The sequence below is a fragment of the Hymenobacter sp. B1770 genome, from assembly GCF_049896385.1.
In the GTDB taxonomy this organism is placed as follows: Bacteria; Bacteroidota; Bacteroidia; order Cytophagales; family Hymenobacteraceae; genus Hymenobacter.
Genome location: NZ_JAFCUF010000001.1, coordinates 505,136 through 531,450, shown reverse-complemented (window position 1 = coordinate 531,450; position 26,315 = coordinate 505,136). Strand labels below are relative to the sequence as shown.

Annotated in this window: 20 protein-coding genes and 1 pseudogene; 10 read left to right on the top strand and 11 right to left on the bottom strand. The window is 60.2% G+C overall.

Annotated elements, in window-relative coordinates; translation table 11 throughout:
- Positions 1 to 122 precede the first annotated feature (122 nt).
- Positions 123 to 1,439 carry an AAA family ATPase gene (locus ACP7AJ_RS02155; RefSeq protein WP_426058537.1) on the top strand — a complete coding sequence of 439 codons (1,317 nt, stop codon included), beginning with the start codon at positions 123 to 125 and terminating at the stop codon, positions 1,437 to 1,439.
- A 78-nt stretch (positions 1,440 to 1,517) separates the two neighbouring features.
- Positions 1,518 to 2,570 carry a 5-methylcytosine restriction system specificity protein McrC gene (locus ACP7AJ_RS02150; protein ID WP_426058536.1) on the top strand — a complete coding sequence of 351 codons (1,053 nt, stop codon included), beginning with the start codon at positions 1,518 to 1,520 and terminating at the stop codon, positions 2,568 to 2,570.
- Between the two features lie 122 nt (positions 2,571 to 2,692).
- Here ACP7AJ_RS02150 and ACP7AJ_RS02145 read toward each other — a convergent pair whose 3' ends face one another.
- Positions 2,693 to 2,935 (bottom strand): hypothetical protein, encoded by a 243-nt coding sequence (locus tag ACP7AJ_RS02145; protein WP_426058535.1) that lies wholly within the window; start codon positions 2,933 to 2,935, stop codon positions 2,693 to 2,695.
- 167 nt (positions 2,936 to 3,102) lie between these two features.
- On the opposite strand from ACP7AJ_RS02145, the gene ACP7AJ_RS02140 reads away from it, so the two are divergent.
- The 3 genes and pseudogenes from ACP7AJ_RS02140 to ACP7AJ_RS02130 form a co-directional block, all read left to right on the top strand.
- Positions 3,103 to 3,681: an RNA polymerase sigma factor gene (locus ACP7AJ_RS02140; protein WP_426058534.1), complete on the top strand. Its 579-nt coding sequence runs from the start codon at positions 3,103 to 3,105 to the stop codon at positions 3,679 to 3,681.
- Between the two features lie 77 nt (positions 3,682 to 3,758).
- On the top strand, positions 3,759 to 4,931 hold the full coding sequence (locus ACP7AJ_RS02135; protein WP_426058533.1) for a trypsin-like peptidase domain-containing protein: 1,173 nt from the start codon (positions 3,759 to 3,761) through the stop codon (positions 4,929 to 4,931).
- A gap of 372 nt (positions 4,932 to 5,303) precedes the next feature.
- Positions 5,304 to 5,558, top strand: a pseudogene (locus ACP7AJ_RS02130) (YkvA family protein); the annotation flags it as partial.
- 522 nt (positions 5,559 to 6,080) lie between these two features.
- Here ACP7AJ_RS02130 and ACP7AJ_RS02125 read toward each other — a convergent pair.
- The 5 genes from ACP7AJ_RS02125 to ACP7AJ_RS02105 form a co-directional block, all read right to left on the bottom strand.
- A complete protein-coding gene (locus tag ACP7AJ_RS02125) occupies positions 6,081 to 6,353 on the bottom strand; it encodes an acyl carrier protein (protein ID WP_426058532.1) in 273 nt (90 codons plus the stop codon).
- 114 nt (positions 6,354 to 6,467) lie between these two features.
- Entirely contained in the window at positions 6,468 to 9,911 is a 3,444-nt protein-coding gene (locus ACP7AJ_RS02120; RefSeq protein WP_426058531.1) for an efflux RND transporter permease subunit, read from the bottom strand.
- A gap of 69 nt (positions 9,912 to 9,980) precedes the next feature.
- Positions 9,981 to 11,117, bottom strand: a complete 1,137-nt coding sequence (locus tag ACP7AJ_RS02115) for an efflux RND transporter periplasmic adaptor subunit (RefSeq protein WP_426058530.1) — start codon at positions 11,115 to 11,117, stop codon at positions 9,981 to 9,983.
- 116 nt (positions 11,118 to 11,233) lie between these two features.
- Positions 11,234 to 12,928: a TolC family protein gene (locus tag ACP7AJ_RS02110; protein ID WP_426058529.1), complete on the bottom strand. Its 1,695-nt coding sequence runs from the start codon at positions 12,926 to 12,928 to the stop codon at positions 11,234 to 11,236.
- A gap of 54 nt (positions 12,929 to 12,982) precedes the next feature.
- Complete coding sequence (locus tag ACP7AJ_RS02105; protein ID WP_426058528.1) at positions 12,983 to 13,597, bottom strand: TetR/AcrR family transcriptional regulator; 615 nt, start codon at positions 13,595 to 13,597, stop codon at positions 12,983 to 12,985.
- A gap of 315 nt (positions 13,598 to 13,912) precedes the next feature.
- Between ACP7AJ_RS02105 and ispF the strand changes: the two genes are divergently transcribed.
- From ispF to ACP7AJ_RS02085, 4 genes are all read left to right on the top strand, one after another.
- Positions 13,913 to 14,392 (top strand): 2-C-methyl-D-erythritol 2,4-cyclodiphosphate synthase, encoded by a 480-nt coding sequence (ispF, locus tag ACP7AJ_RS02100; protein ID WP_426058527.1) that lies wholly within the window; start codon positions 13,913 to 13,915, stop codon positions 14,390 to 14,392.
- Between the two features lie 27 nt (positions 14,393 to 14,419).
- Positions 14,420 to 16,087: a M28 family peptidase gene (locus tag ACP7AJ_RS02095; protein ID WP_426058526.1), complete on the top strand. Its 1,668-nt coding sequence runs from the start codon at positions 14,420 to 14,422 to the stop codon at positions 16,085 to 16,087.
- 146 nt (positions 16,088 to 16,233) lie between these two features.
- A complete protein-coding gene (locus ACP7AJ_RS02090) occupies positions 16,234 to 17,922 on the top strand; it encodes a M28 family peptidase (protein WP_426058525.1) in 1,689 nt (562 codons plus the stop codon).
- Positions 17,919 to 19,310 (top strand): LutB/LldF family L-lactate oxidation iron-sulfur protein, encoded by a 1,392-nt coding sequence (locus ACP7AJ_RS02085; protein WP_426058524.1) that lies wholly within the window; start codon positions 17,919 to 17,921, stop codon positions 19,308 to 19,310. The genes ACP7AJ_RS02090 and ACP7AJ_RS02085 overlap by 4 nt, the downstream gene beginning before the upstream one ends.
- A 31-nt stretch (positions 19,311 to 19,341) precedes the next feature.
- Here the strand turns inward: ACP7AJ_RS02085 and sdaAA are convergent, their stop codons facing one another.
- Positions 19,342 to 20,244 (bottom strand): L-serine ammonia-lyase, iron-sulfur-dependent, subunit alpha, encoded by a 903-nt coding sequence (gene sdaAA, locus ACP7AJ_RS02080; protein ID WP_426058523.1) that lies wholly within the window; start codon positions 20,242 to 20,244, stop codon positions 19,342 to 19,344.
- A gap of 99 nt (positions 20,245 to 20,343) precedes the next feature.
- The gene (gene msrB / locus ACP7AJ_RS02075; protein ID WP_426058896.1) at positions 20,344 to 20,808 is read right to left on the bottom strand and encodes a peptide-methionine (R)-S-oxide reductase MsrB; all 465 of its coding nucleotides are present in this window, start codon (positions 20,806 to 20,808) and stop codon (positions 20,344 to 20,346) included.
- 150 nt (positions 20,809 to 20,958) lie between these two features.
- Between msrB and ACP7AJ_RS02070 the strand changes: the two genes are divergently transcribed.
- Positions 20,959 to 22,485, top strand: coding sequence for an NAD(P)H-hydrate dehydratase (locus ACP7AJ_RS02070; protein ID WP_426058522.1), 1,527 nt, complete (start codon positions 20,959 to 20,961; stop codon positions 22,483 to 22,485).
- 112 nt (positions 22,486 to 22,597) lie between these two features.
- Here ACP7AJ_RS02070 and ACP7AJ_RS02065 read toward each other — a convergent pair whose 3' ends face one another.
- From ACP7AJ_RS02065 to pafA, 3 genes are all read right to left on the bottom strand, one after another.
- The gene (locus ACP7AJ_RS02065; protein WP_426058521.1) at positions 22,598 to 23,542 is read right to left on the bottom strand and encodes a hypothetical protein; all 945 of its coding nucleotides are present in this window, start codon (positions 23,540 to 23,542) and stop codon (positions 22,598 to 22,600) included.
- Positions 23,543 to 23,751: 209 nt separating this feature from the next.
- On the bottom strand, positions 23,752 to 24,327 hold the full coding sequence (locus ACP7AJ_RS02060; RefSeq protein WP_426058520.1) for an inorganic diphosphatase: 576 nt from the start codon (positions 24,325 to 24,327) through the stop codon (positions 23,752 to 23,754).
- A gap of 217 nt (positions 24,328 to 24,544) precedes the next feature.
- Complete coding sequence (pafA, locus tag ACP7AJ_RS02055) at positions 24,545 to 26,257, bottom strand: alkaline phosphatase PafA (RefSeq protein WP_426058519.1); 1,713 nt, start codon at positions 26,255 to 26,257, stop codon at positions 24,545 to 24,547.
- Positions 26,258 to 26,315 lie beyond the last annotated feature (58 nt).

The window sequence follows — 26,315 nt, the reverse complement described above, 5'->3', positions numbered from 1 at the left end:
ATTCATTCTTGCGCCCGCCTCAGCTATACAGCAACAGCGGGAAGGATGCGTTGGCTTTGCTCAGCATGACGTTCTTTTTTGGGCGGAGTCCGTTACTTGCTCCGGTTTCTACCTTGCCTGCCATGCCTCCTGTCCCACCTCATTCTGCGTCCACCTCGTCGGCCCAGGCCAGCCCGAAGCCGCTGCTTACCCGCGAGCAGGTGCTGCGGGCCCTGCGGCAGATAACGCGCGAAGGTCGCCCCCTGCCCGCCGGCACGGTGTACGAGTTGGTGTACCGCGGCCGGCGCTATCCGCCCCGCGCCGTAGCCGAGCTCGCTTACCGCCTAGCCACCGGCAACCCGGCGGCCCACTGGCCGCGCCCAGCTGGCGGCCCTACCAATGCAGTATTAGAAGGGCTTGACTTTACCATCAGCACCAAGCGGCCCGTTCTCACCTCCGGCTCGGCCCACGACGGGGACGAAACCGCCCGCCAGCAAGCCGAAGCCCTGTACACGGGGCTAGTTCGCGAGGCCAGCGACTCCAGCCCCGCCGACACCGTGGCCGAGCCATCTGCCGCCTACGAGCCAACGTCCTACACGCGGACCGATGCCGCCACCGAGCTATTCATCACGGAGGGCGAGCTAGAAGCCGCCCTGGCCGGCCTAGCCCGGCGCCGCAACCTGCTGTTACAGGGCCCGCCCGGCACGGGCAAGACTTTTCTGGCCCGCCGCCTGGCGTGGCTGCTGCTGGAGGCCAAAGACGAAAGCCACATCGAGCTGGTGCAGTTTCATCCCAGCTACGGCTACGAGGACTTTATGCTAGGCTTCCGGCCCGATGCCGAAGGGCGCTTTCATTTGGTGCCCGGGGTGCTGCCACTGCTCTGCCAGCGCGCCGCTGCCGACCCCGACCAGCCGTATTTTCTGCTGATTGACGAGGTGAACCGCGGCAACGTGTCCCGCATTTTTGGCGAGCTGCTTCTGCTGCTGGAAGCCGACAAGCGCGGGCCTGCGCACGCCCTGCGCCTACCCTATGCTCCGCCTGACGCCCCGCGCTTCTTTGTGCCCGACAATCTGCACGTCATCGGCACCCTCAACCTAGCCGACCGTTCCCTTAGCCCGCTCGACTATGCCCTGCGGCGCCGCTTTGCCTTCGTGGAGCTGAAGCCCCAATTTGGTGCTCCGCTGCGGCAGTTTCTGGCCGCGCGCCAAGTTCCCGGCACCGTCATCGAGCAGCTGTGCTTCCGCATGGCGGCCCTCAACCAAACCATAGCCGACGACCCCGAACTCGGCCCCGATTTTCAGATTGGCCACAGCTACTTCTGCCAGCCGCCACCCCAGCCCGCGCAAGCCGCCGAGTGGCTTCGCTTAATTTTCGAGCAGGAAATTGGACCGCTGCTAGCTGACTATTGGCGCGAGCAACCGGCTACGGCCGCTACCCAGCTTCGCAAACTGCTAGCATAAACACGGTCTCGGAAGCTGCCGTTTGCTGCAGCTGACGGCAGCTTCCGCATCCGCCTTCGTTTTATTTAGCCAATAGCCTTGATACCGGTAGTTACGCTTTATTACTTCCTGTGCTATGCTTGGAACCGGCTGCCCGAGCCCGCCGTGCTGCAAGCCAGCGAGGCCACCCCGTTTCACCGACCGCTGGGCCTGCTGGCTCAGGTGCTGCTGCACGGCACCCGCCGTCTGCTCAGGGCAGGCCTGCCACGCACCTTTCAGCCCCAGGAAGCCGAACTTACCAGCCTGCGCGGCCGCATTGAACTGGCCCCCAGCCTAGGACGCGGCTTGCTAGAGCGTGGCCGTGCCATTTGCACCTTCGATGAGCTAAGCCCAAATTCGCCCCTGCACCGCTTGCTGGCTCACACGCTGGGCAGCTTGGCAAATGCTGCTGAGCTTCCTTTGGCACTGCGCCGCGAGTTGAGCCAGACGCGCCAGCGCTTTCCTGCGTCCGTCACGGCCGGAAATTCGGTGCCACCCACGGCCGCTACGTTTCGGGAACTGCGTCGGCAACGGCTCAGCAGCCAAGCCGCTTTTTTGCTGCACGTGTGCGAGCTAGTGTGGCAGATAGCCTTGCCCGAGCCCACTGCCCGCGGCCGTAACCGCTTCGCCGACTTCCGCCGCGACGAAGCCCTAATGGCCCGGCTTTTTGAGCAGTTCACGCGCAATTTTTTCCGCCGCGAGCAGCGCCGCTACCGGGTATACGCCGAAACCATTGCCTGGCAGGCCGACGGACAGACCGACGACCTGGCCCTGCTGCCCACCATGCTCACAGACACCACCCTCGAAGCTTTCGACCGTAAAATTATCCTCGATACCAAGTACTACGCAGCAGCCCTGCGTCCGCGCTACGACCGGCAGCGCCTCATAGCGCCGCACCTTTACCAGCTCTACGCCTACCTGCAAAACCAGCGCCCGGCACCGGGCCAGGCTTTGGAGGGCATCCTACTTTACCCTGCCGGTCACGGTCCTGCTGCCACTCAGAATGTGGACGTGCGCTATACGTTGGGCGGGCACCCCGTGCGGGTAGTCACCCTCAATCTGCACCAACCCTGGCCGGGCATTGCCGCCGACTTGCTGCGTTTGGTGGAGTAGGTTGTTGGGGCTTCTGCCCGCGCAGGCAGGCAAAAAAACAGCCCAGACTTTCCTGTAGGAAAATCCGGGCTGTTTCAGACCAGTCAGACTAATCAGCAGGCTGGCGCAAGGCCAGCAGCTAATTACTTCTGCTCGGTGGTGGTGGTAGTGCCTTCGGTAGTGGTGGTACCGGTGGTGGTACCGGTGGTGGTGCCAGCAGCGTCCGTCATGGTAGCGTCGGTCATGGTGCTGTCAGTCGACATCGTGGTGGTCTCGGTGGTACCGGGAGCCTCAACGGTGGTGGTTTCGGTCGTCTTCGACTCGCACGAGGTCAGACCAGCGGTCAGGGCGAGGCCCAGGGCGGCAACTTTAATCAGGTTCTTCATTTTGGGGGTAATTTTGAAAGTGATTTAACTCAAAAGCTGCCCTTTATTCCGGCTTATTGAAAAGGTAACCCGGCATGTAAATAAATTATTTTACCGGGTTACTTATGCCCTGTATTCGTATTAATCCCCGAAAGTGAATGAGCAGGGGCAATCCTACTTCCTCTTCTTTGACTCCCACCGACGATGTGCTGATTGCCGCTATTCGTAGCGGCGATGAGCGGGCCCTGGCCCACCTCTACCGGCTGCACTGGCCCATGGTGTCGCATTTCGTGCTGCAAAACAGCGGCACGGAAGACGACGCCCAGGACGTGTACCAGGAAGGCGTGATGGTGTTTTATGAAAAAGTACGCGACGGCTCCCTCGAGTTGAGCTGCCAGATTAAAACCTACCTCTACGCCGTGTGCCGCCGTGTGTGGCTAAAACGCCTCACGAGCAAAAGCCGCTTCGGCGTGCGCTTGCTCGACGACGAGGAACATGGCCCCTACCTGAACACCGGAGCCGAAGAAGATTTGCTCGCTGCCGAGGAACAAGACCGCCGCTTCGACACCATGAGCGAGGCCCTGAACCATCTCGGCGAGCCCTGCCGTTCGCTTATCGAAGGCTTTTACCTGCTCGACAAATCCATGCAGGACTTAACTGCAGAATTCGGCTACACCAACGCCGACAATGCTAAAAATCAGAAATACAAGTGCTTGGTGCGCCTGAAAAAACTATTTTTCACTCACTATAAAGAAGAGTCTATCTGATGTTAGCCGCGAGCTGATTGCCCGCAGAATCCCCAGTTTGCTTACCGCCGCCGGCCCCAGGCCAGCCGCTTTTGCCCATGATGACCGAAGCAGATTATTACGCCTTATTTGAAGCCTACGCCCACGGAGAACTGGCCGGGCCTGCCCGCGCCAACTTCGAAGCGCGCCTGGCGGCCGACCCTGCTCTGGCTTTGCGCTACGCCGACTTCACGGAGTTGACCGGCACTCTGCGCGCATACGGCCAACGCCAAAGTACCCGGCAGAAGCTGCAAGGGCTGCACGCGGCCATGCTAGCCGCTGAAACCCCTGAGATTGCGACCGAAACGGCCACCGCGCCGCGCCGCCTCACACACTCCGTGAACCCCATGCTGCGCATTTCGCGCGCCGAGCGTGTGCTGCGCGATTTTTGGAACGGGCACCGGGCCACCATGGGCGTGGCAGCCTCGGTGGCGGTGCTGGCCGTATTTGCTACCCTGCTGGGCCTGGAGTGGTGGCGGGCGGCCAAAACCCAGCCTTCGATGTACGGCTACACCGTGCTCAAGCGGGAAGTAGAACGCATCAAAAAGAACCAGAAGGACTTAACACTAACGCTTAACCAATTTGGGCGCCCCGGTTCAACGCCCCCAGTAGCCAAAGAAAGCAGCGGAACGGGCTTCGCCCTTACCTCGGAAGGGTACTTGGTTACGAGCTACCACGTCATTCAGGGCGCCGATTCGGTGCTGGTGGAGGGCCGCGACCACAAGCGCTACCACGCCGAGCCAGTGTATTCCGACGTGAAGCATGACCTGGCCATTTTGCGCATTACCGACAAGCGGTTTAGCGGTTTCGGCCGTTTGCCCTACGCCATCAAGGCAGGCCAAGCCGACTTGGGCGAGCGGGTTTACACGCTGGGCTACCCGCGTGAGGACGTAGTATATGGCGAAGGCGCCTTGAGCGCCCGCTCAGGCTTCCAGGGCGATACGGCTTTCTACCAAGTCAGCATTCCGGTGAACCCGGGTAACTCGGGTGGCCCGCTGCTCGACGAGCGCGGCAACCTGATTGGGGTGGTGAGCGGCCGCCAGAACGATGCGCAAAGCGCGGCATTCGCCACTAAGTCGTCGTATCTGGTGCGTTTGGTCGACTCGCTGGCGGCAGCCAAACCCGCTATACCCTACCATTTGCCCCGCTATGGGCAGCTGGCGGGCAGCTCGCGTCCCCAGCAGCTAAAGAAGCTTAAGGACTATGTGTTTGTAGTGAAGGTTTTTGAATAGGCCAAGCGGACTTCCCAGCCCATCTCACTGGTCTGGGCATCTTCTTCAACGGCCTGTTCCTCCTCGGAAGCAGGCCGTTGCTTTTGGCGCTTTGCCTGCGCTAGGCTTCCGCACTTAGCAGTAGCGAAGCACCGGAGGCTATTTCACTTTTCGCGGCATGAAACGTCGTTTAACTAAAAACCTTGAGTCGCTTAAATCAGTATTCAGGCATAGGCCTACTGCGCCGCCCTCGCACTCTTTTCGCATTAACTAACCCTGCTCCCCGTGGCTGAAAATCAACAAACTCCCCCTAGCAGCAACGAAGTTGCTGGCTCTGCACTCTTCAAGAAATTTCTGAATTCAGCGGAAGGCTACATTCGTCAGCCCACCCGCATGAAGCAGTTGCTGACCGACGCGTACAAAAAGGCCAGCGAGAAAAACGACGTAGGCACGCTGGCGCATGAGGCCTGGGAAACCCTCCAGACCATGTTCCGCCTTATTAAGGCATCTATGTCGGGCGAGTATACTGGCGTGCCCGGCACTACCATTGCCGCCGCCGTGGCCGTGCTCATCTATTTCCTGAGCCCAATTGACCTGATTCCGGACTTTATTCCGGTGCTGGGCTTGCTCGATGATGTGGCCCTGGTAGCGTGGTTCTCCACTACTCTGAAAGTTGAGATAGACAAGTTTACCGAGTGGGAAACGACCCGCCCGGGCCTGGCCATGACCGGCGACACCGACGAGCATAAGGCCTCGGCTGAGCGCATGGCCGCTACCATGTCGGGCAGTGCCGCTACTTCGACCTCGGCTTCAACTCCTGCTTCGTCGTCGGCTCCTGACGCCAACCGCGCGCAGCTGGCCCCGGAGTCGGCCAAGCAGCACGGCACCGTTGACCTCCCTCCTGCTCATTCCAACACCGATTCGGGCTTGGGTTCGCCGGAAAGCAGCAGCCCGCGCCCCGTGCATGAGGCCGGCCCCGACGCCCAGCCCAGCGGCCCCACCAACGGCCCTACCGTGCGAGCCTGGGAAGGCAGCCGCAACGCTACGGATGCCGGCAACCTCGACGCAGGCGGTAACGTGCGGTAGCCCCCCTTTTGACAAAACAAAAGCCCCAGCAATATGAGTTGCTGGGGCTTTTTGTTGTAGACACCAATCTATAAAACTAAGACCTTACGCTGCGGCAGCGTGGTCGCGTACGTAGCGCACGAAGTCGCCCACGGTGTAAAGCGGCACTTCATCGGGAATCACGATGCTGAAGTTGCGCTCGAGTTCGAGGATAATATCAACCACATCGACGGTGTCGAAGCGGAGGTCGCGGGCAAGGCTGGCGGTTTTGCGCACCCGGCTGGCCCGGATGGCCTTGCGCTTGCTGATGATACGGAATACCTGCTGCTCGATAGAGGGCGTAGTGTGGACGGGGCTAGTAGTGGTGGATACGTACATAAGAGTAGGCAAATAAGGTGTCGTAGAGGCAGCGGAAGCAAGCAGCGAAGGTGCCCGTTGGTGGTTAATGCTGCAACAAAAACTACCAACGAGCTCCTACAACGCGCTATTGGGTTAAACTAGTACCCGCGGCGAAGCCGCATGTATTTCTTCAGAGTCTACCTCTTCGGAAAGGGTTGCAACGTGGTCGGGATTTTTTCCGGTTATTTTTCCTTTTAGCGTTTCGCTCAGCAAATACATTACTGGCACCACTACCAGCGTGATAATTGTGGCGAAGCTCAGGCCGAAAATGATGGTCCAGGCCAGGGGGCCCCAGAACACTACCGACTCACCACCGATGAAGAAGTGGGGGTTGCCGGATGCGAACAGCTCGTAGAAGTCGATGTTCAGGCCGATGGCCAGCGGGATGAGGCCCAGGATGGCGGCCGTGGCCGTGAGAATAACCGGATTCAGACGGGTGCGGCCGGCCAACACGATGGCCTCGCGCAGCGGCATGCCCTGCGAGCGCAGCATATCCGTGAATTCGACCAGCAGGATGCCGTTCTTCACCACGATGCCAGCCAGGGCGATGATGCCCACGCCCGTCATCACGATGCTGATGTTCATGCCGGTGATGGCTAGGCCAAAGAATACGCCGGCAATGGAGAACAGCACCTCGGAGAGGATGATGACCGGCTTGCTGAACGAGTTGAACTGCGTAACTAGAATCAGGAAGATGAGGCCCAACGAGAGCGCGCCGGCCAGCGGCAAGAAGTCGCTGGTTTCCTTTTGGTTTTCCTGCGCACCACCCATCTTAATGGTATAGCCGGGCGGCGTGGGGAACGACTTGAGGGCCTGCTGGATGTTGGCCACCACGTCGGGGCCGGTGAAGCCGTTCAGCACGTTCGAGGAAATGGTGATAACGCGCTTCACGTCTTTGCGCTTGATACCGCCGTAGGTGGTACCGTAGGTAACATCGGCCACGGAGCTGATGGGCACCTGGCGCACCTGGCCGGTGGCGTCGCGGAAGGTGAGCGGTGCGTTGACAATGGCGTTCACGTCGGAACGATAAGGCTCGGCATAGCGCACCTGAATGGGATACTCGTCGTCCGGCGTCTTGAATTTGCTGGCTTCCGTGCCGTAGATGGACGTCCGCACTTCCATGCCAATCTGGGCGGTGCTGATGCCTTCGCGGTTAGCGCGGGTGCGGTCGATGTTAACAGCAATTTCGGGGTTGCGGTCTTCCAGGTTGGAGCGCAGCTGCTCGACGCCGCCGATTTTCAGCGAATCGATGTAGCGGGTCACTTTCTTGGAGAGCTTGGCCAGGGCCACGTAGTCGTCGCCGGCTACTTCAATGGCGATTTCTTTGCCCGTGGGCGGGCCGCTGGCTTCCTGGTCTACTGAGACTTCGGTGCCGGGAATGCCTTTCACCACCTCGCGTATTTTGTCCATGTAGGTGCTGGTTTTGGGACCAGTGCGTTGGCTCAGCTCTTTGAAGGCCACGCCCACTTTGCCGAGGTGCGACTGCGACACGCCAGGCGCGCCGCCTTCGGTGCCGTCGGTAGCGCCGATGGCCACGTTGGTAATCACCGACTCCACATCGGAGTTATTGCGGCCGATAACACCGTAGATGCGTTTTTCAAGCATTTTCGTTACCGAGTCGGTCACTTCTACCCGGGTGCCCACGGGCATCTTCAGGTAGGTGTACACAAACTTGGGGTCGCCCTTGGGAAAGAATGCCACCTTGGGCTCCCGCAGCTTCACAGCCAACCCGGAAAGCACAAACATGACCACCATGCCTACCATGATGGCGCCCTGCCGCCACAGCGTACCACCTGTTACGACCCGCACCAAGTTGGCGTAGCCGTCCTGGAAGCGGGGCAGGGCGCGAGTCTGGAACCAGGCAATCATCTTCGAAAACACGAACACGTTGAGGAAGCAGAACAGGATGATGGTCAGGGTGAGATTGCCCACAAAAGGCGAACGAAACAGGTAGCCCACCACGGCAATGACCGCCAGTACCCCCATCGAAATCAGGAAGCTCCTAGTCAGCTTGGGCTTGTTGGCCTCGTTGTGGTGGTCTTCGCGCTCCATGAAGCTCACGGCAAACACCGGGTTCATGATGAAGGCCACGACCAGCGACGACATCAGCGTCAGAATCAGCGTCACGGGCAGGTAGTACATGAACGAGCCCACAATGCCAGGCCAGAACAGCAGCGGCACGAAGGGCGCCACCGTGGTGAGCGTACCGGCCAATACGGGCACGAATACCTCGCCGGCGGCGAACTTGGCGGCTTTGGCTGTCGACAGCTTGGGGTGCTCGTGCAGGATGCGGTGGGTGTTTTCGATAACCACAATGGCGTCGTCGACCACAATACCCAGGGCCAGCAGGAAGGCAAACAGCACAATCATGTTCAGCGAGAAGCCGAAGATGGGGATGAGCAGGAAGGCGAGGAACATCGAAATTGGCACCGAAAGGCCCACAAACAGGGCGTTGGTGGTGCCCATGAAGAACATCAGAATCAACGTCACGAGCAGGAAACCGATGATGATGGTGTTGATGAGGTCGTGCAGCGTAACGCGGGTGTCGTTCGAGGTGTCGCCGGTTACGGTGATGGTCAGCTCCTTGGGCAGGCTGGACTTCGACTCCTCAATAATGCGCTTGATGTTATCGGACGCGTCAATCAGGTTTTCGCCCTGGCGCTTCACCACGTTCAGGGTGATGGCGGGCTTGCCGTCGAGGCGGGCGTAGCTTTCGCGCTCCTTGAAGGCATCTTCCACGGTGGCAATATCGCCGAGGCGCACGGCTGCCCCGTTCAGGTTTTTCACTTGAATGTTGGCAATGTCAGAGGCCCGAGTGTACTGGCCGGCCACGCGCACGGCGCGCTTCTGGTTGCCCACGTTGATGGAACCGCCCGATATGGTGATGTTCTCCGAGCCAATGGCGCGCTGAATGTCCGAGAAGCCCAGGCGCGAGGCGCGCAGCTTGTTCAAGTCCACATCCACGTTCACTTGCTGCTCCAAGGCACCGATGATGTCGACGCGGGTGATTTCGGGCAGGGCCTCAATCTTGTCCTGGAAGTCGTCGGCGAACTTCTTGAGCTGGCTCACGGGCAGGTTGCCGGCCAGGTTGATGTTCATGATGGGCAGCTCCGACAGGTTTACTTCCTGCACCGTGGGGGGCGTGGGCAGGTCGTTGGGCAGGTCGTTGCCGGCCTTGTCCACGGCGTCCTTGATGAGCTGCTTGGCGTACTGCACGTCGACGCCAGAGTTGAACTCCACGTCCACGATGCAATAGTCTTGGTTAGAGGTGGAGCTGATTTTCTTCACCCCGTTCACGCTCTTGATTTCCTTCTCGAGCTGGCGCGTCACCAGGTTCTCGATGTCGGTGGGCGAAGTGCCGGGGTACACCGTGGCCACGATGATGCGCGGAATCACGATGTCAGGAAATTTCTCCTTGCCCAGCTTGATGTAGGCGAAAATGCCCGCAACGCACAGTATCACCGTGATGATGTAGATACTGGTCTTGTTATTAATGGACCAACTGGTTGGCCCGAATTCTTTTTCTACGTCTTGCATGGCTTCACTAAAAAGCTTGATAGATAATCTATTGCAGTACCGAAGCGCACTGGACGGCGCCTCTGTGGCTTAACTAGCGACGGTTACAATCTGGCCCTCGTTCAGGTTCTGGTAACCCGCCGAAATCACCTTGTCGTTGGCGGTGAGGCCGCTGGTTACTTCTACTTTGCCGTTGTAGGTGTTGCCGGTTTTGATGATGCGCTTCTGCGCCACCGCCTTGCCACCTTGCTGGCCCACCACGAAAACGTAGCTGTTCTGCTCATCTTTCTGCACCAAGTCCACCGGAATCACGGTAGCGTTGGGGCGGTTGTAGTTCAGGATGCGAACGGTCGCGACCATGTTAGGGCGCAGCTCCGCAGCTTTGCCGCCGTTTAGGCGCAGCTCGGTGGTGAATGTGCGGCTGGTGGCGTTGATGGAGCGGCTCACCACGCGCACCGTGGCAGGAATTTCCTCGGTGCCCATGTCCGGAATGGTTACCAGGGCTTTGTCACCGGCCTTGATGCTGTTGCCGTAGGCTTCCGACACATCGGCCAGAATCTTGCCACCCGAGCCGCTAGTCAGGCGCACTACCGGCGTGCCGGGAGCCACCATTTCGCCCAGCTTAGGAATCACCTCGTCGGCGGTGCCAGCGAAGGGGGCCACCACGTTATACAAAGCACGCTGCTGGTTGAGGGTAGCCAGGTTACGGCGCAGGGCGTCGTAGTTATTCTTAGCTTGCAGATACTGAATTTCAGTGCCGATTTGCTGCTCCCACAAGCCTTTTTGCTTTTGATAGACAGTCTGAGCCAATTCCATGCGGGTGCGCAGCTCGGCAATGCTCGCATCGAGGATAGAAGCATCGATGGTAGCCAGCACTTGGCCTTTGCTCACCCGGTCGCCGCGCTGCACGCGCAGGCTGGTGAGGCTGCCAGCGGCGCGGGCGCTCACAGTGGCGTTCTGATCAAAGTCGACACGACCCTGCACCTCGAGGTAGCTTTTGAAGCTCTCGGGCTGCACGTTCATCACCGACACGGGGGTGGCCGTGATGGCGGGCTGGTCGGAGGCGCCCATTTTGGCTTCCAGCTCGGCTATTTTGGCCTGGTTGGCGCCCTGTTCTTTTTTTAGTTTGGCCAGTTCGGCCTTGGGGTCGTTCGAACCGCCGCAAGAAGCCAGCAACAAGGTGCCAGCGAGAAACAGGGCTGCGGGTTGAGATTTAGAGAAACGCATGAGAAAGCGAGTATTTTTAAAATGAGGGGAGGCAGCCAAGCAGTAGCGCTGACTTTTAGTCCGCGAATTGGTCCATTGGCTTTAGTTGGAGGCGCGGACTAAAAGTCCGCGCTACCTTATTTTTTAACCTGGCTATACAGCTCGCCAGTCGCCTTATCACGGTCAACTTTGGCCACCAGCACGTCATAAATAGCGCCGTAGTAGTTGGTTTGGGCCGTGCGCAGCTCGGTTTCGGCGGTGATGACTTCCAGGTTGGAGCCCACGCCGGCGTTGAACTTGATACGGGTGACGCGGGCCACGTCGGCGGCCAGGTCCAGATTGGCTTTTTGATTGTCGAGCACGTCGAGAGCGTTCACAAGAGTGGTGCGGCTCTGGGCGTCCTGCAAGTCGATGCTCTGGCGCAGGGTTTCAAAACCCCGCTCAATGGATTGTTGGGCAATGCGGCCCTGCTGCACTTGGAACTTGCGGCGGAAGCCATCGAACACCGGCACCTGCAGCGTCAGGCCCACGTTGCCGAAGCCAAACCAGTTCTGGTTGATGAAGCCCGCGCCGTTGCGCGAGTCCGGGCCGCGGAACTCCATTAGGCCACCCAGCCGGGGGTCGGAGCCGGTGAAGCCGTAGGCACCGGTGAGCAGCAAGCGCGGGTAAGCGCCGGCGCGGCGGTTGCGAACGTCTAGGCCGGCCAGCGCTTGCTGGGTTTCGAGCAACGAGAACTCCACGCGGTTGTTGTAGTTGGCCGCGGCAGCAACCTGCGACGACCTACCTCCGCTAAGAGCGGCCTGCTGGTCGGCGCGGCTCTGGTCGGCGGCGTTGCCCTGGCCGGGGGTGGTGGCAGGCTGGCCGGGCAAGGCCGAGGTTCCCGCTGCACCGCTGCCTGTTTCGAAGCTGGCCACGCCCAAGCGCTGGCGCAGGGCGCTGGCGTCTACCACGGCGGCCCCAAGCGAGTCGGTAAGCTGCACGGGCTGCTGCTGCGGCAGTCCCATCTGAAACTTCAGCAAGGCCACGCTCAGCTCGGTGAGGCGTTGCGCTTTCTGCTGCTCCACCACTAGGTTGTTGCGCTGCACCTGTAGGCGGTCCACGTCGAGCTTTTCGGCGAAACCGGCCTTGAAAATCTTGCGGGTCTGGTTGAGCACGGTGTCAAGGCGCTGCACGTTGCGGCCCAGCAGGGCCAGGCGCGAGCGGGCCACCAGCGTACTATAGTAGGCCTTGCTTACCTGCTCTACCACGTCGATTTCGGCCTGTTGGGTTTGCTTCTGGGCCAGCTGTTCGTACACCTTGGCGGCTTTCAGGCCAATGAGGTAAGAGCCGTCGAACAACAGCTGCGAGACGCTGGCACTGGTGGAGCCGGCGTAGCGCAAGCCAAAAGCCAGCGGGGTAGGCCCCGTTTGGGGCGCCTCGCCGTAGGCCGGGCTCAGGGTTACGGCCGTGCCGGCCTGGGCGGCGGCCACGTCTTGGGCCGTGAGCCGTGTGCCCTGCAAGGGTGCGCCACCAAAGTTCGAAAAGTCGACCAGCGACTTCTGGAGCTTGAAGTTGTCGGCGATGTTGGCGCCCACGTTCACCTGGGGCAGGCCGGCGCTCTTGATTTCGCCCACGCGGGCCTTCGCGGTCTGCTCGGCCAGGCGGGTGGCCAGCAGAGTTGACTTATTCTGAATGGCATAGCTCACGGCCTGGGGCAGGCTGAGCGCCATGACTCCCCCCGTGGGCGGTGCCGAGGGCAGCGCGGCCGGAGCCGTTTGGGCCAGTAGCGCGGTGGGTGCCGCGCTGGCCATCGCCGCTAGTAACAGCAGCTTGGGTAACAACAACTTTTTCATCGACAACAAAAAGGGGAAAAGGGGTATGCAGAAAAGCGGAGAGAAAAGCGGGTGTTATTCTTCTTCAGTCACGTGGCGGAACTCGTTGATGAGCTTGTGGCCCTTCAGGGAGGCCACGCCAAGCAGAAAATGTTCGTCGAGAATCCGGCTCACACGCTGGGCCGCAAACTGGCCGGGTGGAAAAAGCTCAGCGTTGAACATGAGGTCAATCTGAGCCAGGTGCATGCGGGCCAGCACGTCCACGTCGAGGTCGGAGCGGTACAAGCCTTCAGTCATGCCACGTTCCAGGTTTTTCGTGATTTGAGCGAGGATAAAAGTGCTCTTGTGCGCCGCAAACAGGCTCCAGGCGGCGGGGTAGTACTTCTGCAGGTCGTAGAAAATGCCGGGGTGCATGCTGCTAAACTGCTGCTCGGCCCAAGCGGTGATGCGCATCATCTCTTCCACAGCGGTGGCCGCTTGGCCTGACATGGAGGCACACTCGCCTTGCACCTTCCCCAAGTGGAGCTCCATGGTGGCGAGGACAATTTGGTCCTTGTTTTCGAACCATTTGTAGAGGGTTTTTTTTGACATGGCCATGCTGGCCGCGATGTCGTCCATACTCACGCTCTTCACGCCATTGCGCAGAAAAAGCGTGGCCGAGTGATTGAGGATTCGTTCTTTGATTTCCATGATTTACAGGGCAAAGATACTGTGGAAACTTTTACTGTATCTAAAGTTTCCACAGTATTTTCACTTGCTGCTGCACCATTGATGAGAACTCTGACGAATTGCCCAGTGCAATATTTTAGTCATGTTTGAAAAGATGGGTGACCCTGGCAGACACCAACTAACCACAATGGTAAGTTGTAACTAAAATATTTAGTATACAATAAAAAATACTAGTGACGCTAGTCATTGGAGTTGAGCTGCCCGGCTTTCTGCGCTCATGCGCCCGCTGGCGGGTACTTTTGCGGTGGCTCCGTAAGCCAATTTTTACTTGAACACATGAAAATTCGCACCGGCTTCGGCTACGACGTTCACCAATTGCAAGAAGGGCTGCCGTTCTGGCTAGGCGGCATTCAGGTGCCGCACACCCACGGTGCCCTCGGCCATTCCGACGCCGATGTGCTCATTCACGTTATCTGCGACGCCTTGTTGGGTGCGGCCAACCTGCGCGACATCGGCTTTCACTTCCCCGACACCGACCCGCAATACAAGGGCATCGACTCGAAGCGCCTGCTCAGCGAGGTGATGCGCCTGCTGCGCTCGAAGGGCTACGAAGTGGGCAACATCGACTCGACCATTTGTCTGGAGCGGCCCAAGGTGAATCCCCACATTGCCGAAATGCAACGCGTGCTGGCCGCCGTGATGGGCATTGCCGAAGACGACATCTCCATCAAAGCAACCACAACCGAAAAACTGGGTTTTGTGGGTCGGCGAGAAGGCGTGGCGGCTTATGCCACGGTTCTCATTCAGCGTACTTAATTCAGAATTCCCGCCACTTTATTTCAAATGACCAACAAAACCCTTCTGATTGCCCTGCTGGCACTGGCCAGCGTTGCTCCTGCTCACGCCCAGGACAAAATAAAAGTTAAAACCAAAACCAAGAAAAGCAGGTCAGTTTCGGTGCCAGCTGTTGCACCGGCGCCAGCGCCTGAAACCGATTGGAGCGTGAAGTACGCCGACCTGGTATCGGCCGACCGCCTGCGGGCCCACCTGAGCGTGCTGGCCTCCGACGAATACGAGGGCCGCGAAACGGGCATGAAAGGGCAGCACATGGCGGCTGCCTACGTAGCCGAACAATTCAAAAACGCCGGCCTGACCGGCCCCGTTTCTGACCCAGCCGAGCCGTACCTGCAGCGCTTCAACCTGGAGCAGGTGAGCTGGGCCGAGGGCGCCAACCTGAAAGTGGGCAACACAAGCTACAAGTGGCTGGTCGATTTCTACGGCCTGGGCGACTCGCCCTTCACGCAGGCTACCACGGTTAAGCCCGTGTTTGTGGGCTACGGCATCGAGCAGGAAGGCTACTCCGACTACGCCGGGCAAGACGTAAAAGGCAAAGACCTGCTCATCGCACTTGGCGAGCCCACCAGCGCCGACGGCAAATCCCTGCTCAGCGCCGACGGCTTGCCCACAAAATGGGGCACCGACTACCGGGGCAAGGCCCAGCTGGCTACCCAAAAAGGCGCCCGCTCGGTGTTTTTCGTCGACCTGAACCCCAACAGCAACTTCTCCAAGCAGGCCGCCCGCCTGACGCCCTACATCAGCCGGCCCTCTACCGTGATGGTGACCGAGCAGCAGCCCAGCCGTGCGGCGGCCTTCTTTATTTCGCCGGCCGTGGCTCTGCAGATGTTGGGCACCACCGACGCCAGCATGAAGCAGTACCTGGCCAAAATCAACACCGCTAAAAAGCCTGTGGCTTCCAACTTCAAGGTGAAGCCGGTGCAGATACAGGCGGCGCGCACGCGCACGCCGCTACCTACCGAAAACGCACTGGGCTTCATTGAGGGTAGCGACAAGAAGGAAGACATCATTGTGATTTCGGCCCACCACGACCACCTGGGCATCCAGAACGGCGTGGTGTTCAACGGCGCCGACGACGACGGCTCGGGCACATCGGCCATCATTACTATGGCCGAGGCGTTTGCCAACGCCAAGAAAGAAGGCCATGGCCCCCGCCGCAGCTTGCTGTTCCTGAGCGTGACCGGCGAGGAAAAGGGTCTGTTTGGCTCGGAGTACTACTCCAAGAACCCGGTGTTTCCGATGGCCCAGACCATGGTCGACCTGAACGTGGACATGATAGGCCGCACTGACGTAGAGCACGAAGGCAAGGCCGACTATGTGTACGTCATCGGCTCAGACAAACTGGCTTCGCAGCTGAAAGTGGTGCAGGAGGCACAAAACGCCAAATACACGCAGCTCGACCTGGACTACCGTTTCGACGACCCCGCCGACCCGAACCGCTTCTACTACCGCTCCGACCACTACAATTTCGCCGTGAACAAGGTCCCGGTTTCGTTCTTCTTCAATGGCGTGCACGCCGACTACCACAAGGAGACCGACGAAATCAGCAAAATCGAGTTTCCCAAGATGGAGAAGCGCGCCAAGCTGGTGTTTCACCTGGCCTGGGAGCTGGCCAACCGCGAGGAGCGCATCGTCGTAGACTCGAACAAGCCATAAGCAGCTGCTTCTCGTAGTTGCTAACCGCCGAACGTCATGCTGAGTGGAGCCGAAGCCTTTCTACCGCTTCCGCTCCACTCAGCATGACGTTCTGTTTTAGTGCCGTCCGGCTTCGGCCGGCCTTCCCTACTCCCTATCCTTCCTTCATGAAAAAAATCGTGTTGTGCGGGCTCCTGGCCCTGGCCCACGCGCTGCCCGGTGTTGCCCAGGTCCAGCAACCCACCAAGGTCAAAATCAAGACCAAGAACAAGGCAGAGGCAGCTAAGCCTGCTGCCGCGCCGGACTGGTCGCGCACCTACGCCAAAACCATTCGGCCGGAGGAGCTGCGCCAACACCTGACCGTCATTGCTTCGGATGAATTTCTGGGGCGCGAGGCCGGCCAGCCGGGCCAGAAACTGGCGGCGGAATACCTGGTGAAGGAATTTGCGGCACTGGGCCTGCAAGGGCCGGTGGTGGGCAGCGACAACCCCTACCTGCAGCACTTCCCGCTTACCCGGGCCACCCTCGCGGCGGGCGGCTACGTGAAAGTGGGCAACCAGCGCTACGAGTGGCTGGACGACTTTTTCAGCTACGGCCCCATGCTGTCGACCTTTCCTAGTGAAACGGTTTCGCAGCCGGTATTCGTGGGCTTTGGGGTGGAGCAGGGCGCTTATTCTGACTACGCCGGCCTCGACGTGCAGGGCAAGGACGTGGTGGCCATCATGGGCGACCCGCAGGACGAGCGAGGCCGCAAGCTGCTGAAGTCCACCGGCCGGCCGGCCAACTACTGGGACTCCGGGCTGCGCAAGGCCGCCATTGCCAAAGCCAAAGGCGCACGGAGCATTTTCCTGATGACGTTTGCCCCCACGGAAGCTTTCCGAAAACAGGGCACAGAGTTTGCGTCTTCGCTGCGCGAACCGGTTTTCGGCCTTACCAACCCAAGCCCGGCCGTCATCGATACGGTGCGGGAAGACATTCCGCCGGGCATCGGCGTGTACCTTACCTCCCAGAACCTCGGCCTGAAACTGGCGGGCACCACCCTGCCGGGCCTGCTGGAATACGCCCGCGCGCTGGGCCGGGCCGGCAAGCCGGTGCCGCCGTCTTTTCAGCCACCGGCCATGACCATTCACCTGCCCCAAACGCAGGAGCAGCTCACCACTGAAAACGTGCTTGGCTTTCTGGAAGGCACCGATAAAAAGGACGAAGTACTGGTCATTTCTTCGCACTACGACCATCTGGGGGTGAAAAATGACACCATCTACAACGGCGCCGACGACGACGGCTCCGGCACGGTGGCAGTGCTGGCCATTGCCAAAGCCTTTGCCCAGGCCAAGGCCGAAGGCCACGGACCACGCCGCAGCATCCTGTTCATCAGCATGACGGCGGAGGAAGAAGGCCTGTTTGGCTCGGAATACTACACGGCCAACCCAGTGGTGCCCTTGGCCAACACCATTGCTAACCTCAACATTGACATGGTGGGCCGCACCGACCGCAAGCACAGCCCCAAGAAGCGGTTTGTGAACATCGTGGGCTCGGATAAGCTGTCGTCGGAACTGCACCGCATCAACGAAACGGCCAACCGCACCTACACCAAGCTGGAGCTGGACTACCGCTACAACGTGCCGAATGAGCCGGAGCACATCTACTACCGCTCGGACCACTACAACTTTGCACGGCGCAAAATCCCGGTCATCTTCTACACCACCGGGGAGCACGAGGACTACCACAAGGCCACGGACGACGTGGAGAAGATTGAGTTTGATAAATTAGCTGAGCGGGCGCAGCTGGTGTTCCACACCGCCTGGGAACTAGTAAACCGGGAGAAGCGCATTGTGGTTGATTCCAATAAGCCATGACCAATTTCACAAAAGCCACTCAATTTCAGCAAGACGCCGAAGCCAAAGCCTTCGACCGCGAGCACCGCCGCAAAATTCTGTTCAACATCGGCAAGTACGACGCGGCCGTGAGCGCTGGCATGAAGCTCTATGACCAGCACGAGCTGGCCCGCGACCGCGGCGCCTACCTTAAGGCCACTGTGCTCGAAAAGCTGGACGAGTACCTGCTGCAGTTCGAAACCAACTTCACCGCCCGCGGGGGCCGCGTAATCTGGGCCCGCGACGCTGCCGAAGCCCTGGCCGAAATCGGCAAGCTCACCAAGGCCTGCAACGCCAAAACGGTGGTGAAGGCCAAGAGCATGACCACCGAGGAAATTCACCTCAACAAGTACCTGGCCATCCAGGGCGTCGAATCCATTGAAACCGACTTGGGCGAGTACATCGTGCAGCTGAACGGCGAGCGGCCCTATCACATTGTGACGCCGGCCATGCACCTGAGCAAGGCCGACATCAACAACATCTTTGTGAAACACCTCGGCACCAAGAGCACCGACGACGCCCAGGAGCTGGTGCTCACGGCCCGGCACCTGCTGCGCAACAAGTACACCGCCGCCGAAGTGGGCGTGACCGGCGGCAATTTTCTCATTGCCGATGCCGGCGCCGTGGCCGTGACCGAGAATGAAGGCAATGCCCGCCTTTCGGCTACCTTTCCCAGGCTGCACATTGCGGTGGTAGGCATCGAAAAAATCATTCCCAAGCTTACTGACCTGGACTTGTTTTGGCCGCTGCTCAGCACCAGCGGCACCGGCCAGCAAGTGACGGTGTACAACACCGTATACTTCGGACCGCGCCAGCCCGGCGAGGCCGACGGCCCCGAGGAAATGGTGGTCATCCTGCTCGACAACGGCCGTACCAACCTACTGGCCCAGCCCGACAAGCGCGCCGCCTTACGCTGCATCCGCTGCGGCGCTTGCCTCAACGTGTGCCCGGTGTACAAGAACATCGGCGGGCATACCTACGAAACCACTTATTCCGGCCCCATCGGCTCGGTTATCAGCCCACACCTGAGCGGCCTGCCCGAGCACAAGCACCTGAGTTACGCCAGCAGCCTGTGTGGGGCCTGCACCAGCGTGTGTCCCGTGCGCATTCCGTTGCACAACCTGTTGTTGCTCAACCGCAAGCAAAGCGTGGAAGAAGGCCACGCGCCCACTGAAGAGCGCGCCGCCATTGGCCTCTGGAAGTGGAGCATGCAGCACCGCTGGGCGCTGGATGTGCTCCCGGCTACGATTAAAGACTGGAGCCTGGGCCGGCTGCTGGGTCAGGTGGGCTGGAGCAAGCGGCGCGAGGCGCTGGCTGTGGCTCCGGCCTCGTTCCGGCAGTTGTGGAAGCAGCGGGCAGCCTCTCGCTAATAACTGATATGACCCGGTCGTAGCTTCTGCCCTACTCCCCGTCGTCGGGCAGAATGTTGATGTCCTGAACCAGCACACGCTGCTCGATTTCACGGCCGCGGGTGGTGTTGGCTAGGCCGCCGAGGGCCGTTTCCTTGTAGCGGGTTTCCATAGCCTGGCCCACTTCGCCGAGGGCCGCCACGCATTGGTCGACGGGAATAACAGGGTCGATGCCGGCAATGGCAATCTGGGCCGAGCTGAAGGCAATAGCCGCTGCCGAGGCGTTGCGTACTACGCAGGGCACTTCCACCAGGCCGGCCACGGGGTCGCACACCAGCCCAAGCATGCACTGAATGGTGACCGCCACGGCAGCAAACACCTGCTCCACTGGCCCGCCCAGGCAGTACACAATGGCGCCGCTGGCCATGGCTGCGGCCGAGCCGGTTTCGGCCTGGCAACCGCCCACCGCGCCGGCCAGCGAGGCGTTTTGCTCGATGATGAGGGCGATGCCCGCCGCCACGAGCAGGCCCTCCAGAATCTGGCGGTCGGAGAGCTTATGCAGGTCTTGCAGGGTCACGAGCACGCCGGGCAAGATGCCCGAGGCGCCGGCAGTGGGCGCGGCCACCACGCGGCCCATGCAGGAGTTCACCTCCTTGGCGCCCAGGGCGCGGGTGATGAGCTGCTTGAATTCGGGGGAAAGGACGGTGACGGGCGAGGCGGCAATCTTCTTCGCGCCGTTGTTTATCATGCCCGAGCGGGAAGTCATGTCGCCAGTCAGGCCCTCGTGCACGGCGTCGCGCATCACGTCGTAGGCGCGCTGCAGGCCGTTCCAGATTTCGTCTTCAGTGCGACCTTTTTGTTCGATTTCGTACGCGAGGACGGGCTGGTACAGGGGTTCGCCAGTGTCGGCGCAATGCGCGCCCCAGGAGGCGAAATCGTTGAAGAGTAAAGACATGGCGTGGGTGGGAATTGGGATAGGAAAGATGATAACGCAAAGCCCCGGCCGAAGGTGTCTTCAACCGGGGCTCAAAGCTACAGGATTGCGGGGCCGGACTTAAGCCGCGGGCTGTTTTTCAGTCTCGTTTACAAGCTTGATGCTGGCCGAGTTGATGCACAGGCGCAAGCCGCTGGGGGCCGGGCCGTCGGGGAAAACATGGCCCTGGTGGGCGTCGCACACGTTGCAAAGCACTTCTACACGGGTCATGCCGTAGCTGGTGTCTTTCTTGTAGCGAATGGCGCTTTCCTCCACCGGTTGGGTGAAGCTGGGCCAGCCAGTGCCCGACTCGAACTTAGTGGTGGAGTCGTAAAGCGGGGTGCCGCAACACACGCAGGCGTAGAGACCAGCTTCGTGGGCCTCGCAGTACTCACCGGTGAAGGCGCGCTCGGTGCCATGCTCCCGCGTGACGTGAAACTGCTCGGCGGTGAGTTGCTGGCGCCACTCGTCGGGCGTTTTCTCTACGCGGCGAGGCGAAGGCATGGGATTATTGGCAAGGCGGATAACGTCGTTCCAGGTTTGCATATCGGTGGGATTGAAGTTTAAAAGCACGTGGGATTAGGTAAACGCAGCCGTGGCCGGGATGTTTGCCGTAGCACCCAGGCAGACGCCACCGCCGGCTTTTCCTTACCATTCTACGGTTCTTTTCAATCGTCTTCCAACCTATTCTCCGCAATGAAAATCCTCAGCGCCGCCCAAACCCGCCTGCTTGACCAAGCAACAATTGCAGAGCAGCAATTGACTTCGACGACGCTGATGGAACGCGCAGCCAGTGCATTTGCAGAATGGTTTTTCGGCCGGTTTGACACCTTTGATGCTGGTGAGATTCTGATATTGTGTGGCCCGGGCAATAACGGCGGCGATGGGCTGGCCGTCGCCCGCCTGCTACATCAGGCAAGTTATGCCGTGCGCGTGGCCCTGCTGCCCGCCGCACAGAGGTCGCCTGACTGGCAGCACAACCGCGAGCGCCTGCCCGCCGCCGTGCCGGTAGCCGAAATCGGTGAGAACCAACTGCCCGAAATTTCCGCTGGGCTTCTGGTCATTGATGCGCTATTCGGTACCGGGCTTAGCCGACCGTTGGAAGGACTGCCAGCTGCCTTGGTTGCGCATCTTAATGAGGCGAAAGCGCACGTAGTGGCCATTGATATTCCCAGTGGGCTCTTTACTGATGCGCCTCAGGCAGCTGATACCGCAATAGTGAAGGCCGACCACACCGTCAGCTTCAGCCTGCCGAAACTGGCGTTTCTGTTGCCGCAGAACGCTGAGTATGTTGGCGAATGGCATGTGGAAGACATTCAGCTTAGCGGGCAGTTCATTGCCGACGCTACCACGTCGTGGCACTATACCGACGCAACCGCAATGGCCGGCGCTCTCCCCGCCCGGCCCAAATTCAGCCACAAAGGCACCTTTGGGCACGCCCTGCTACTGGCAGGCAGCCGGGGCAAAATAGGAGCCGCCGTGCTGACCGCCAACGCCTGCCTGCGAAGCGGCGTGGGCCTGCTCACGGTGCAGGTGCCCGGCTGTGGCTACGACATCCTCCAAGTCAGCGCGCCCGAGGCCATGTGCCTGACTGACCCGCACCCGGATTATATCAGTGAGCTACCCGACCTGACGCCTTACCAAGCCGTGGGCATCGGGCCGGGCCTGGGACAGGACGCCGCCAGTCTCGCCGTGCTGCGGCAGTTGCTGGAAGTGGCTGCCGGTAGCTCAGAAACCCGCTCTAAACCGCTGCCGCTAGTTATTGACGCCGATGCTCTGAACCTGCACGGCCAGTACCGCGAGCTGCTGAAGCAGCTGCCCGAAAATACCGTGCTTACCCCCCACCCCAAAGAGTTCGAGCGCCTCACCGAACGAGCCCGCGACGACTACCATCGCCTGGAGCTGCTGCGCGGTTTCGCCCAGCAATACCGCTGCTTAGTGGTGCTGAAAGGCGCCTATACCTGCCTGGCCACGCCCGATGGCGAGCTGCACTTCAACAGCACCGGCAACCCTGGCATGGCCACCGGCGGCAGTGGCGACGTACTTACGGGCCTGTTGCTGGCCCTGCGGGCCGATGCACGGCTCCTTCCATTTCAGGCGGTGCGGCTGGGTGTGTACGCCCACGGGCTGGCCGGTGATTTAGCCGCCGCGCATACCGGGCACGCGGGCCTAGTAGCGGGAGATATTGTGCGGCACATCGGGCCAGCGCTGATGCGGATGTAGAGACGCGACACCTCGCGTCTTGCCGTTGAACGATGAATGCACAATGGCATCCTCAGGGCGCGGACGCCGAGACGCAACACTTCGCGCCTCTACCTCGCGCCTCTACCTCGCGCTAAAACATAAAATAGGCAAGTGCCTGCACCACCAGTAGTCCGTCGGTGAGCAGCGCATAGAAATAATCGCCGCGTGATTCTTCTGCGGCACTCACCACACCGGCCGACAGCAACCCAGGCAACAGCACCGCCAACGGTGCAGCGCCACGAGCCAGACCCAGCACCATCGAAACGAGAAGAAACCCCAATGCCAGCCGCTTGGCCATGGGCACGCCCAGCACGCCGGGAAAGGTGCGCGTGCCCGCGCGCCGGTCGCGCCCATAGTCGCGAATATCGAATACAATGGCGATGACCATTATCAGGCAAAAGCGCTGCCCAAACAGGCCGGCCGCGGCAGTTGCAGGCTTTTGTAGCAATAGCACTGGTAGGCCTACGGTCACGGCCGTCCACACCGTTGCAATCAGAAAACCTTTGAGCAGCGGCACCTCGCGTAGGGCGCGGGCCCGCCCTCGCCATGACCAGATGGGCCACGAATAGAGCAGCGCCAGCGCCACCAAGGGCGCAACAAATGGCAGGTAGCGCCACCAGCCATCCACCAAAAAGAAAAAACCGGCCACAATCGCTGCCACACCAGCCAGCACCAGCATGAGCAGGCGGTGGCGCTGCTGCCAAGCCTTGCGGGCCGAGGTGCCGGCCGGTTCGCGGTGCTTGAAGGGCAAGGCTGCATCGAGGTTATACACCAGCAAAGTGGCCGCAAACACTAAGGTCACCAACCGGTAGCCCCCGGCTCCCAGAGGCGGCCACTGGTGTAGCGTGGCAGCCGTCTGAACTGCGGCGGCTGCGGCCAGCCACGCGCTACTGTACAGCACAGCATCGAGCAGCCGGCCCAGCGGGCGCCGAGATTCCGCAGCAGGAACAGAAGAAAGCAGATTGGCCACGGGCGAAATTAGCGCCGCTGGCCCCACGGTTGGTTGCGCTACCGGCCAGTTTCGGGAGGCAGACATCTTCCGCCCGGCCAACGTGAACATGAACTGCGCAGCGGCCACCAGCAGCTTGCTACTCTTGTAGCAAAACGCCAAAAGGCGAAGCCGGACCTCGGAGGACCATGCTTCGCCTTTTGGCGTTTTGCTTGATTAGGGAAAAGGGTGGTTAACTGAGCGCCAGCGGCAAAAGCCGGCCGCACCGCCTTGCTAATGCCTCCTCACGGGGGAGGCTACAGCGTTACCTGGTCCTTCACCACCTCGCTGCCGAAGGTTTCTTCGTAGAGCTTGATGCTGTCGTTAATAATGCGGTAAGCATCTTCCTTGCCCATGAAGCGCTCCACGGTCACGTGCTTGTTGTGCTCCAAGGCCTTGTAGTCCTCGAAGAAGCGGCGCATTTCCAGCAGCGTGTGCGGGGGCAGGTCGCTGATGTCGTTGTAGTGATTCACAGAAATATCGTGAGCCGCCACAGCGATGATTTTATCATCTTCCTCGTTCTGGTCCACCATCTGCATCACCCCGATAACCTTGGCCTCAACCAGGCACATGGGCACGATGTCGACCGAGCAAAGCACTAAAATATCCAGAGGGTCTTTGTCGTCGCAATAAGTTTGGGGAATGAAGCCGTAGGCAGCCGGATAGTGCACGGCCGAGAACAGCACGCGGTCAAGCTTTAGCAGGCCGCTGTCTTTGTCGAGCTCGTACTTGCCCTTGCTGCCCTTAGGGATTTCAATGATGGACTGCACAACCTGTGGGGTGTCTTCGCCGCGCGAAACGTTGTGCCAGGGGTTGAAATAGGTGTTTTTCATGTAATCTTGAATGAATTGGGAAATGACAGAACAAAAAAACTCCCCTCTCTAAGGAGGGGATGTTCGAGCCCTAGGGCTCGAACGGGGGCGGTTGCGGTTGTTGCACGACACCAGAACGAATACAAACGAGGTCGTTCTAGATTCGTTAAACGCCACAACCAGGTCAGCGTCCGCGTCCCCTCCTTGGAAAGGAGGGAAATTGCCGTCCAACGACGCATTACTTCAACACTTCCACCAACGGAATCCCCGAAGTGCCGCTTGGTTCCTGGATGTGCAGGAAGCGGGCCATGGTGGGCGCAATGTCCACCACTTTCACCGGAGTCACCGACTCGCCGTGCTTTACGTGCCAGCCCCAAAAAAGTAGGGGCACGTGGGTATCATACGCCCAGGAAGCCCCGTGGGTGGTTCCTTTCACCACCGGATACGAGTAGGCTTCGAGCCAGCCGGGCAGCAGCACGGCCAGCACGTCGCCCGAGCGCGGGGCATAAAAACCGTTCTCCTGCAACATGCCCGAGCCCTCGCTCCAATGAGCATTTTGCAGGGCCATGGCGGTGCGGGTTTGGGCCAATCCGGGCAGCCCGAGCAAGATGCTGGCTACTTCGCTCTGAACTTTGGCCAAGTCCAGGCCTTTTTGGGCCAGCAGGGGGCGGTTGAGGTACACCTGCAGGTTCTCGAAGCTCAGTACCCAGGCACCGGGGCCATGCCGGCGCACCAGCGCCCGCTGCACCGAGTCGCGCATGATGGACGTGCCCACGCCGCCACCGGGCAGCTGGTGCTCTTGCAAGAAGCCCACGGCGTGCGCGGCCCCATGGTCTGCAGTGAGGAACACCAGCGCCTGCCCTTTGCCCACGGCCTTGTCGAGAGCGGCGAGCATCCGGGCCACGTCGCGGTCGAGGCGCAGGTAGGTGTCTTCGGTTTCTACCGCGTTGGCTCCAAATTGGTGGCCCACGTAGTCGGTGCTCGAAAAGCTCACCGCCAGCATGTCGGTGATGCCCGGCCGCTGGCCCATTTGCTCAGCCCGGAGGGCTTCAATGGCAAAATCAGCTGTGAGGCTGTTGCCGAAGGGCGTCGACCGAATCAGGTCTAAGTTTTGGTGGGTTTCCTTTGGGGCCACTTCCCCGGCCGCTTTGGTTAGGGCCTTCACGGCCGCTATGGGAGCGGCGCTGAGCGTGGGCAGGTCGTGCGGAAAAACAGGCTTGGTCTCGCCTTTGAACACGTTTTCCCAGGGCACGTCGTCGGCCGAGCTTTCGGTGTATTGGGCAATGGGCAGCAGGGTTTCCCAAGGCTTGCTGAGGTACTGCGCGGCGCGGTTCTCGGCGTTGAACTTGGCCACCCACTCGGGCAGCTGCTTCATGTAAAAGGTGCTGGTCATGAAGGCCCCGCTTTCGCCGTCGTACCAGTAGGCGGCATTGGCTGCATGGCCGGCTGGCAGAATGCTGCCCCGGTCCTTCATGCTCAGCCCGATGACTTTGCTCTGAAAGTTGGTGGCCATGCGCAGCTCATCGCCGATGGTGGTGCTCAGCATGTGGCGCGGGCTCTGCTGCCCGGCGGCGAGGGTGCCGCCCACGGGCTGCACGGTTTTGTCTTCTGTGACGTAAGTACCCTTGCCGGTTTCGCGCTCAAACCAGTTGTTGCCGATAATTCCATTGGCCGCGGGCGTGGCGCCGGTGTAGATGCTGGCGTGGCCAGGCCCAGTGTAGGTGGGCACGTAGTTGTAGTTACAGCTTTCGAAGCTAAAGCCCTGGCCCAAGAGGCGCTTGAACCCGTCATTGCCAAACTTTGACCAGTACCGATAGATGTAATCGTAGCGCATCTGGTCCACTACAATGCCAACGACAAGTTTAGGACGAGCAACGGGTTTGGCAGCTTTTTGGGCAAATGAAGGGATAGCCACCGTGGCAGCCAGCGCAAATGCAAAAATCTTTTTCAATCGAAATGGGGTAAGTCTATCGGCGGCAAAGATACCCCAGCCTGCCTCCATGCTGCCC

Excerpts from the sequence above, each read along its gene's own strand:
- ACP7AJ_RS02155 (WP_426058537.1), top strand. The coding sequence starts at position 123 with ATGCCTCCTGTCCCACCTCATTCTGCGTCCACCTCGTCGGCCCAGGCC.
- ACP7AJ_RS02145 (WP_426058535.1), bottom strand. The coding sequence starts at position 2,935 with ATGAAGAACCTGATTAAAGTTGCCGCCCTGGGCCTCGCCCTGACCGCT.
- ACP7AJ_RS02135 (WP_426058533.1), top strand. The coding sequence starts at position 3,759 with ATGATGACCGAAGCAGATTATTACGCCTTATTTGAAGCCTACGCCCAC.
- ACP7AJ_RS02125 (WP_426058532.1), bottom strand. The coding sequence starts at position 6,353 with ATGTACGTATCCACCACTACTAGCCCCGTCCACACTACGCCCTCTATC.
- ACP7AJ_RS02120 (WP_426058531.1), bottom strand. The coding sequence starts at position 9,911 with ATGCAAGACGTAGAAAAAGAATTCGGGCCAACCAGTTGGTCCATTAAT.
- ACP7AJ_RS02115 (WP_426058530.1), bottom strand. The coding sequence starts at position 11,117 with ATGCGTTTCTCTAAATCTCAACCCGCAGCCCTGTTTCTCGCTGGCACC.
- ACP7AJ_RS02110 (WP_426058529.1), bottom strand. The coding sequence starts at position 12,928 with ATGAAAAAGTTGTTGTTACCCAAGCTGCTGTTACTAGCGGCGATGGCC.
- ACP7AJ_RS02105 (WP_426058528.1), bottom strand. The coding sequence starts at position 13,597 with ATGGAAATCAAAGAACGAATCCTCAATCACTCGGCCACGCTTTTTCTG.
- ispF (WP_426058527.1), top strand. The coding sequence starts at position 13,913 with ATGAAAATTCGCACCGGCTTCGGCTACGACGTTCACCAATTGCAAGAA.
- ACP7AJ_RS02095 (WP_426058526.1), top strand. The coding sequence starts at position 14,420 with ATGACCAACAAAACCCTTCTGATTGCCCTGCTGGCACTGGCCAGCGTT.
- ACP7AJ_RS02090 (WP_426058525.1), top strand. The coding sequence starts at position 16,234 with ATGAAAAAAATCGTGTTGTGCGGGCTCCTGGCCCTGGCCCACGCGCTG.
- ACP7AJ_RS02085 (WP_426058524.1), top strand. The coding sequence starts at position 17,919 with ATGACCAATTTCACAAAAGCCACTCAATTTCAGCAAGACGCCGAAGCC.
- sdaAA (WP_426058523.1), bottom strand. The coding sequence starts at position 20,244 with ATGTCTTTACTCTTCAACGATTTCGCCTCCTGGGGCGCGCATTGCGCC.
- msrB (WP_426058896.1), bottom strand. The coding sequence starts at position 20,808 with ATGCAAACCTGGAACGACGTTATCCGCCTTGCCAATAATCCCATGCCT.
- ACP7AJ_RS02070 (WP_426058522.1), top strand. The coding sequence starts at position 20,959 with ATGAAAATCCTCAGCGCCGCCCAAACCCGCCTGCTTGACCAAGCAACA.
- ACP7AJ_RS02065 (WP_426058521.1), bottom strand. The coding sequence starts at position 23,542 with ATGTCTGCCTCCCGAAACTGGCCGGTAGCGCAACCAACCGTGGGGCCA.
- ACP7AJ_RS02060 (WP_426058520.1), bottom strand. The coding sequence starts at position 24,327 with ATGAAAAACACCTATTTCAACCCCTGGCACAACGTTTCGCGCGGCGAA.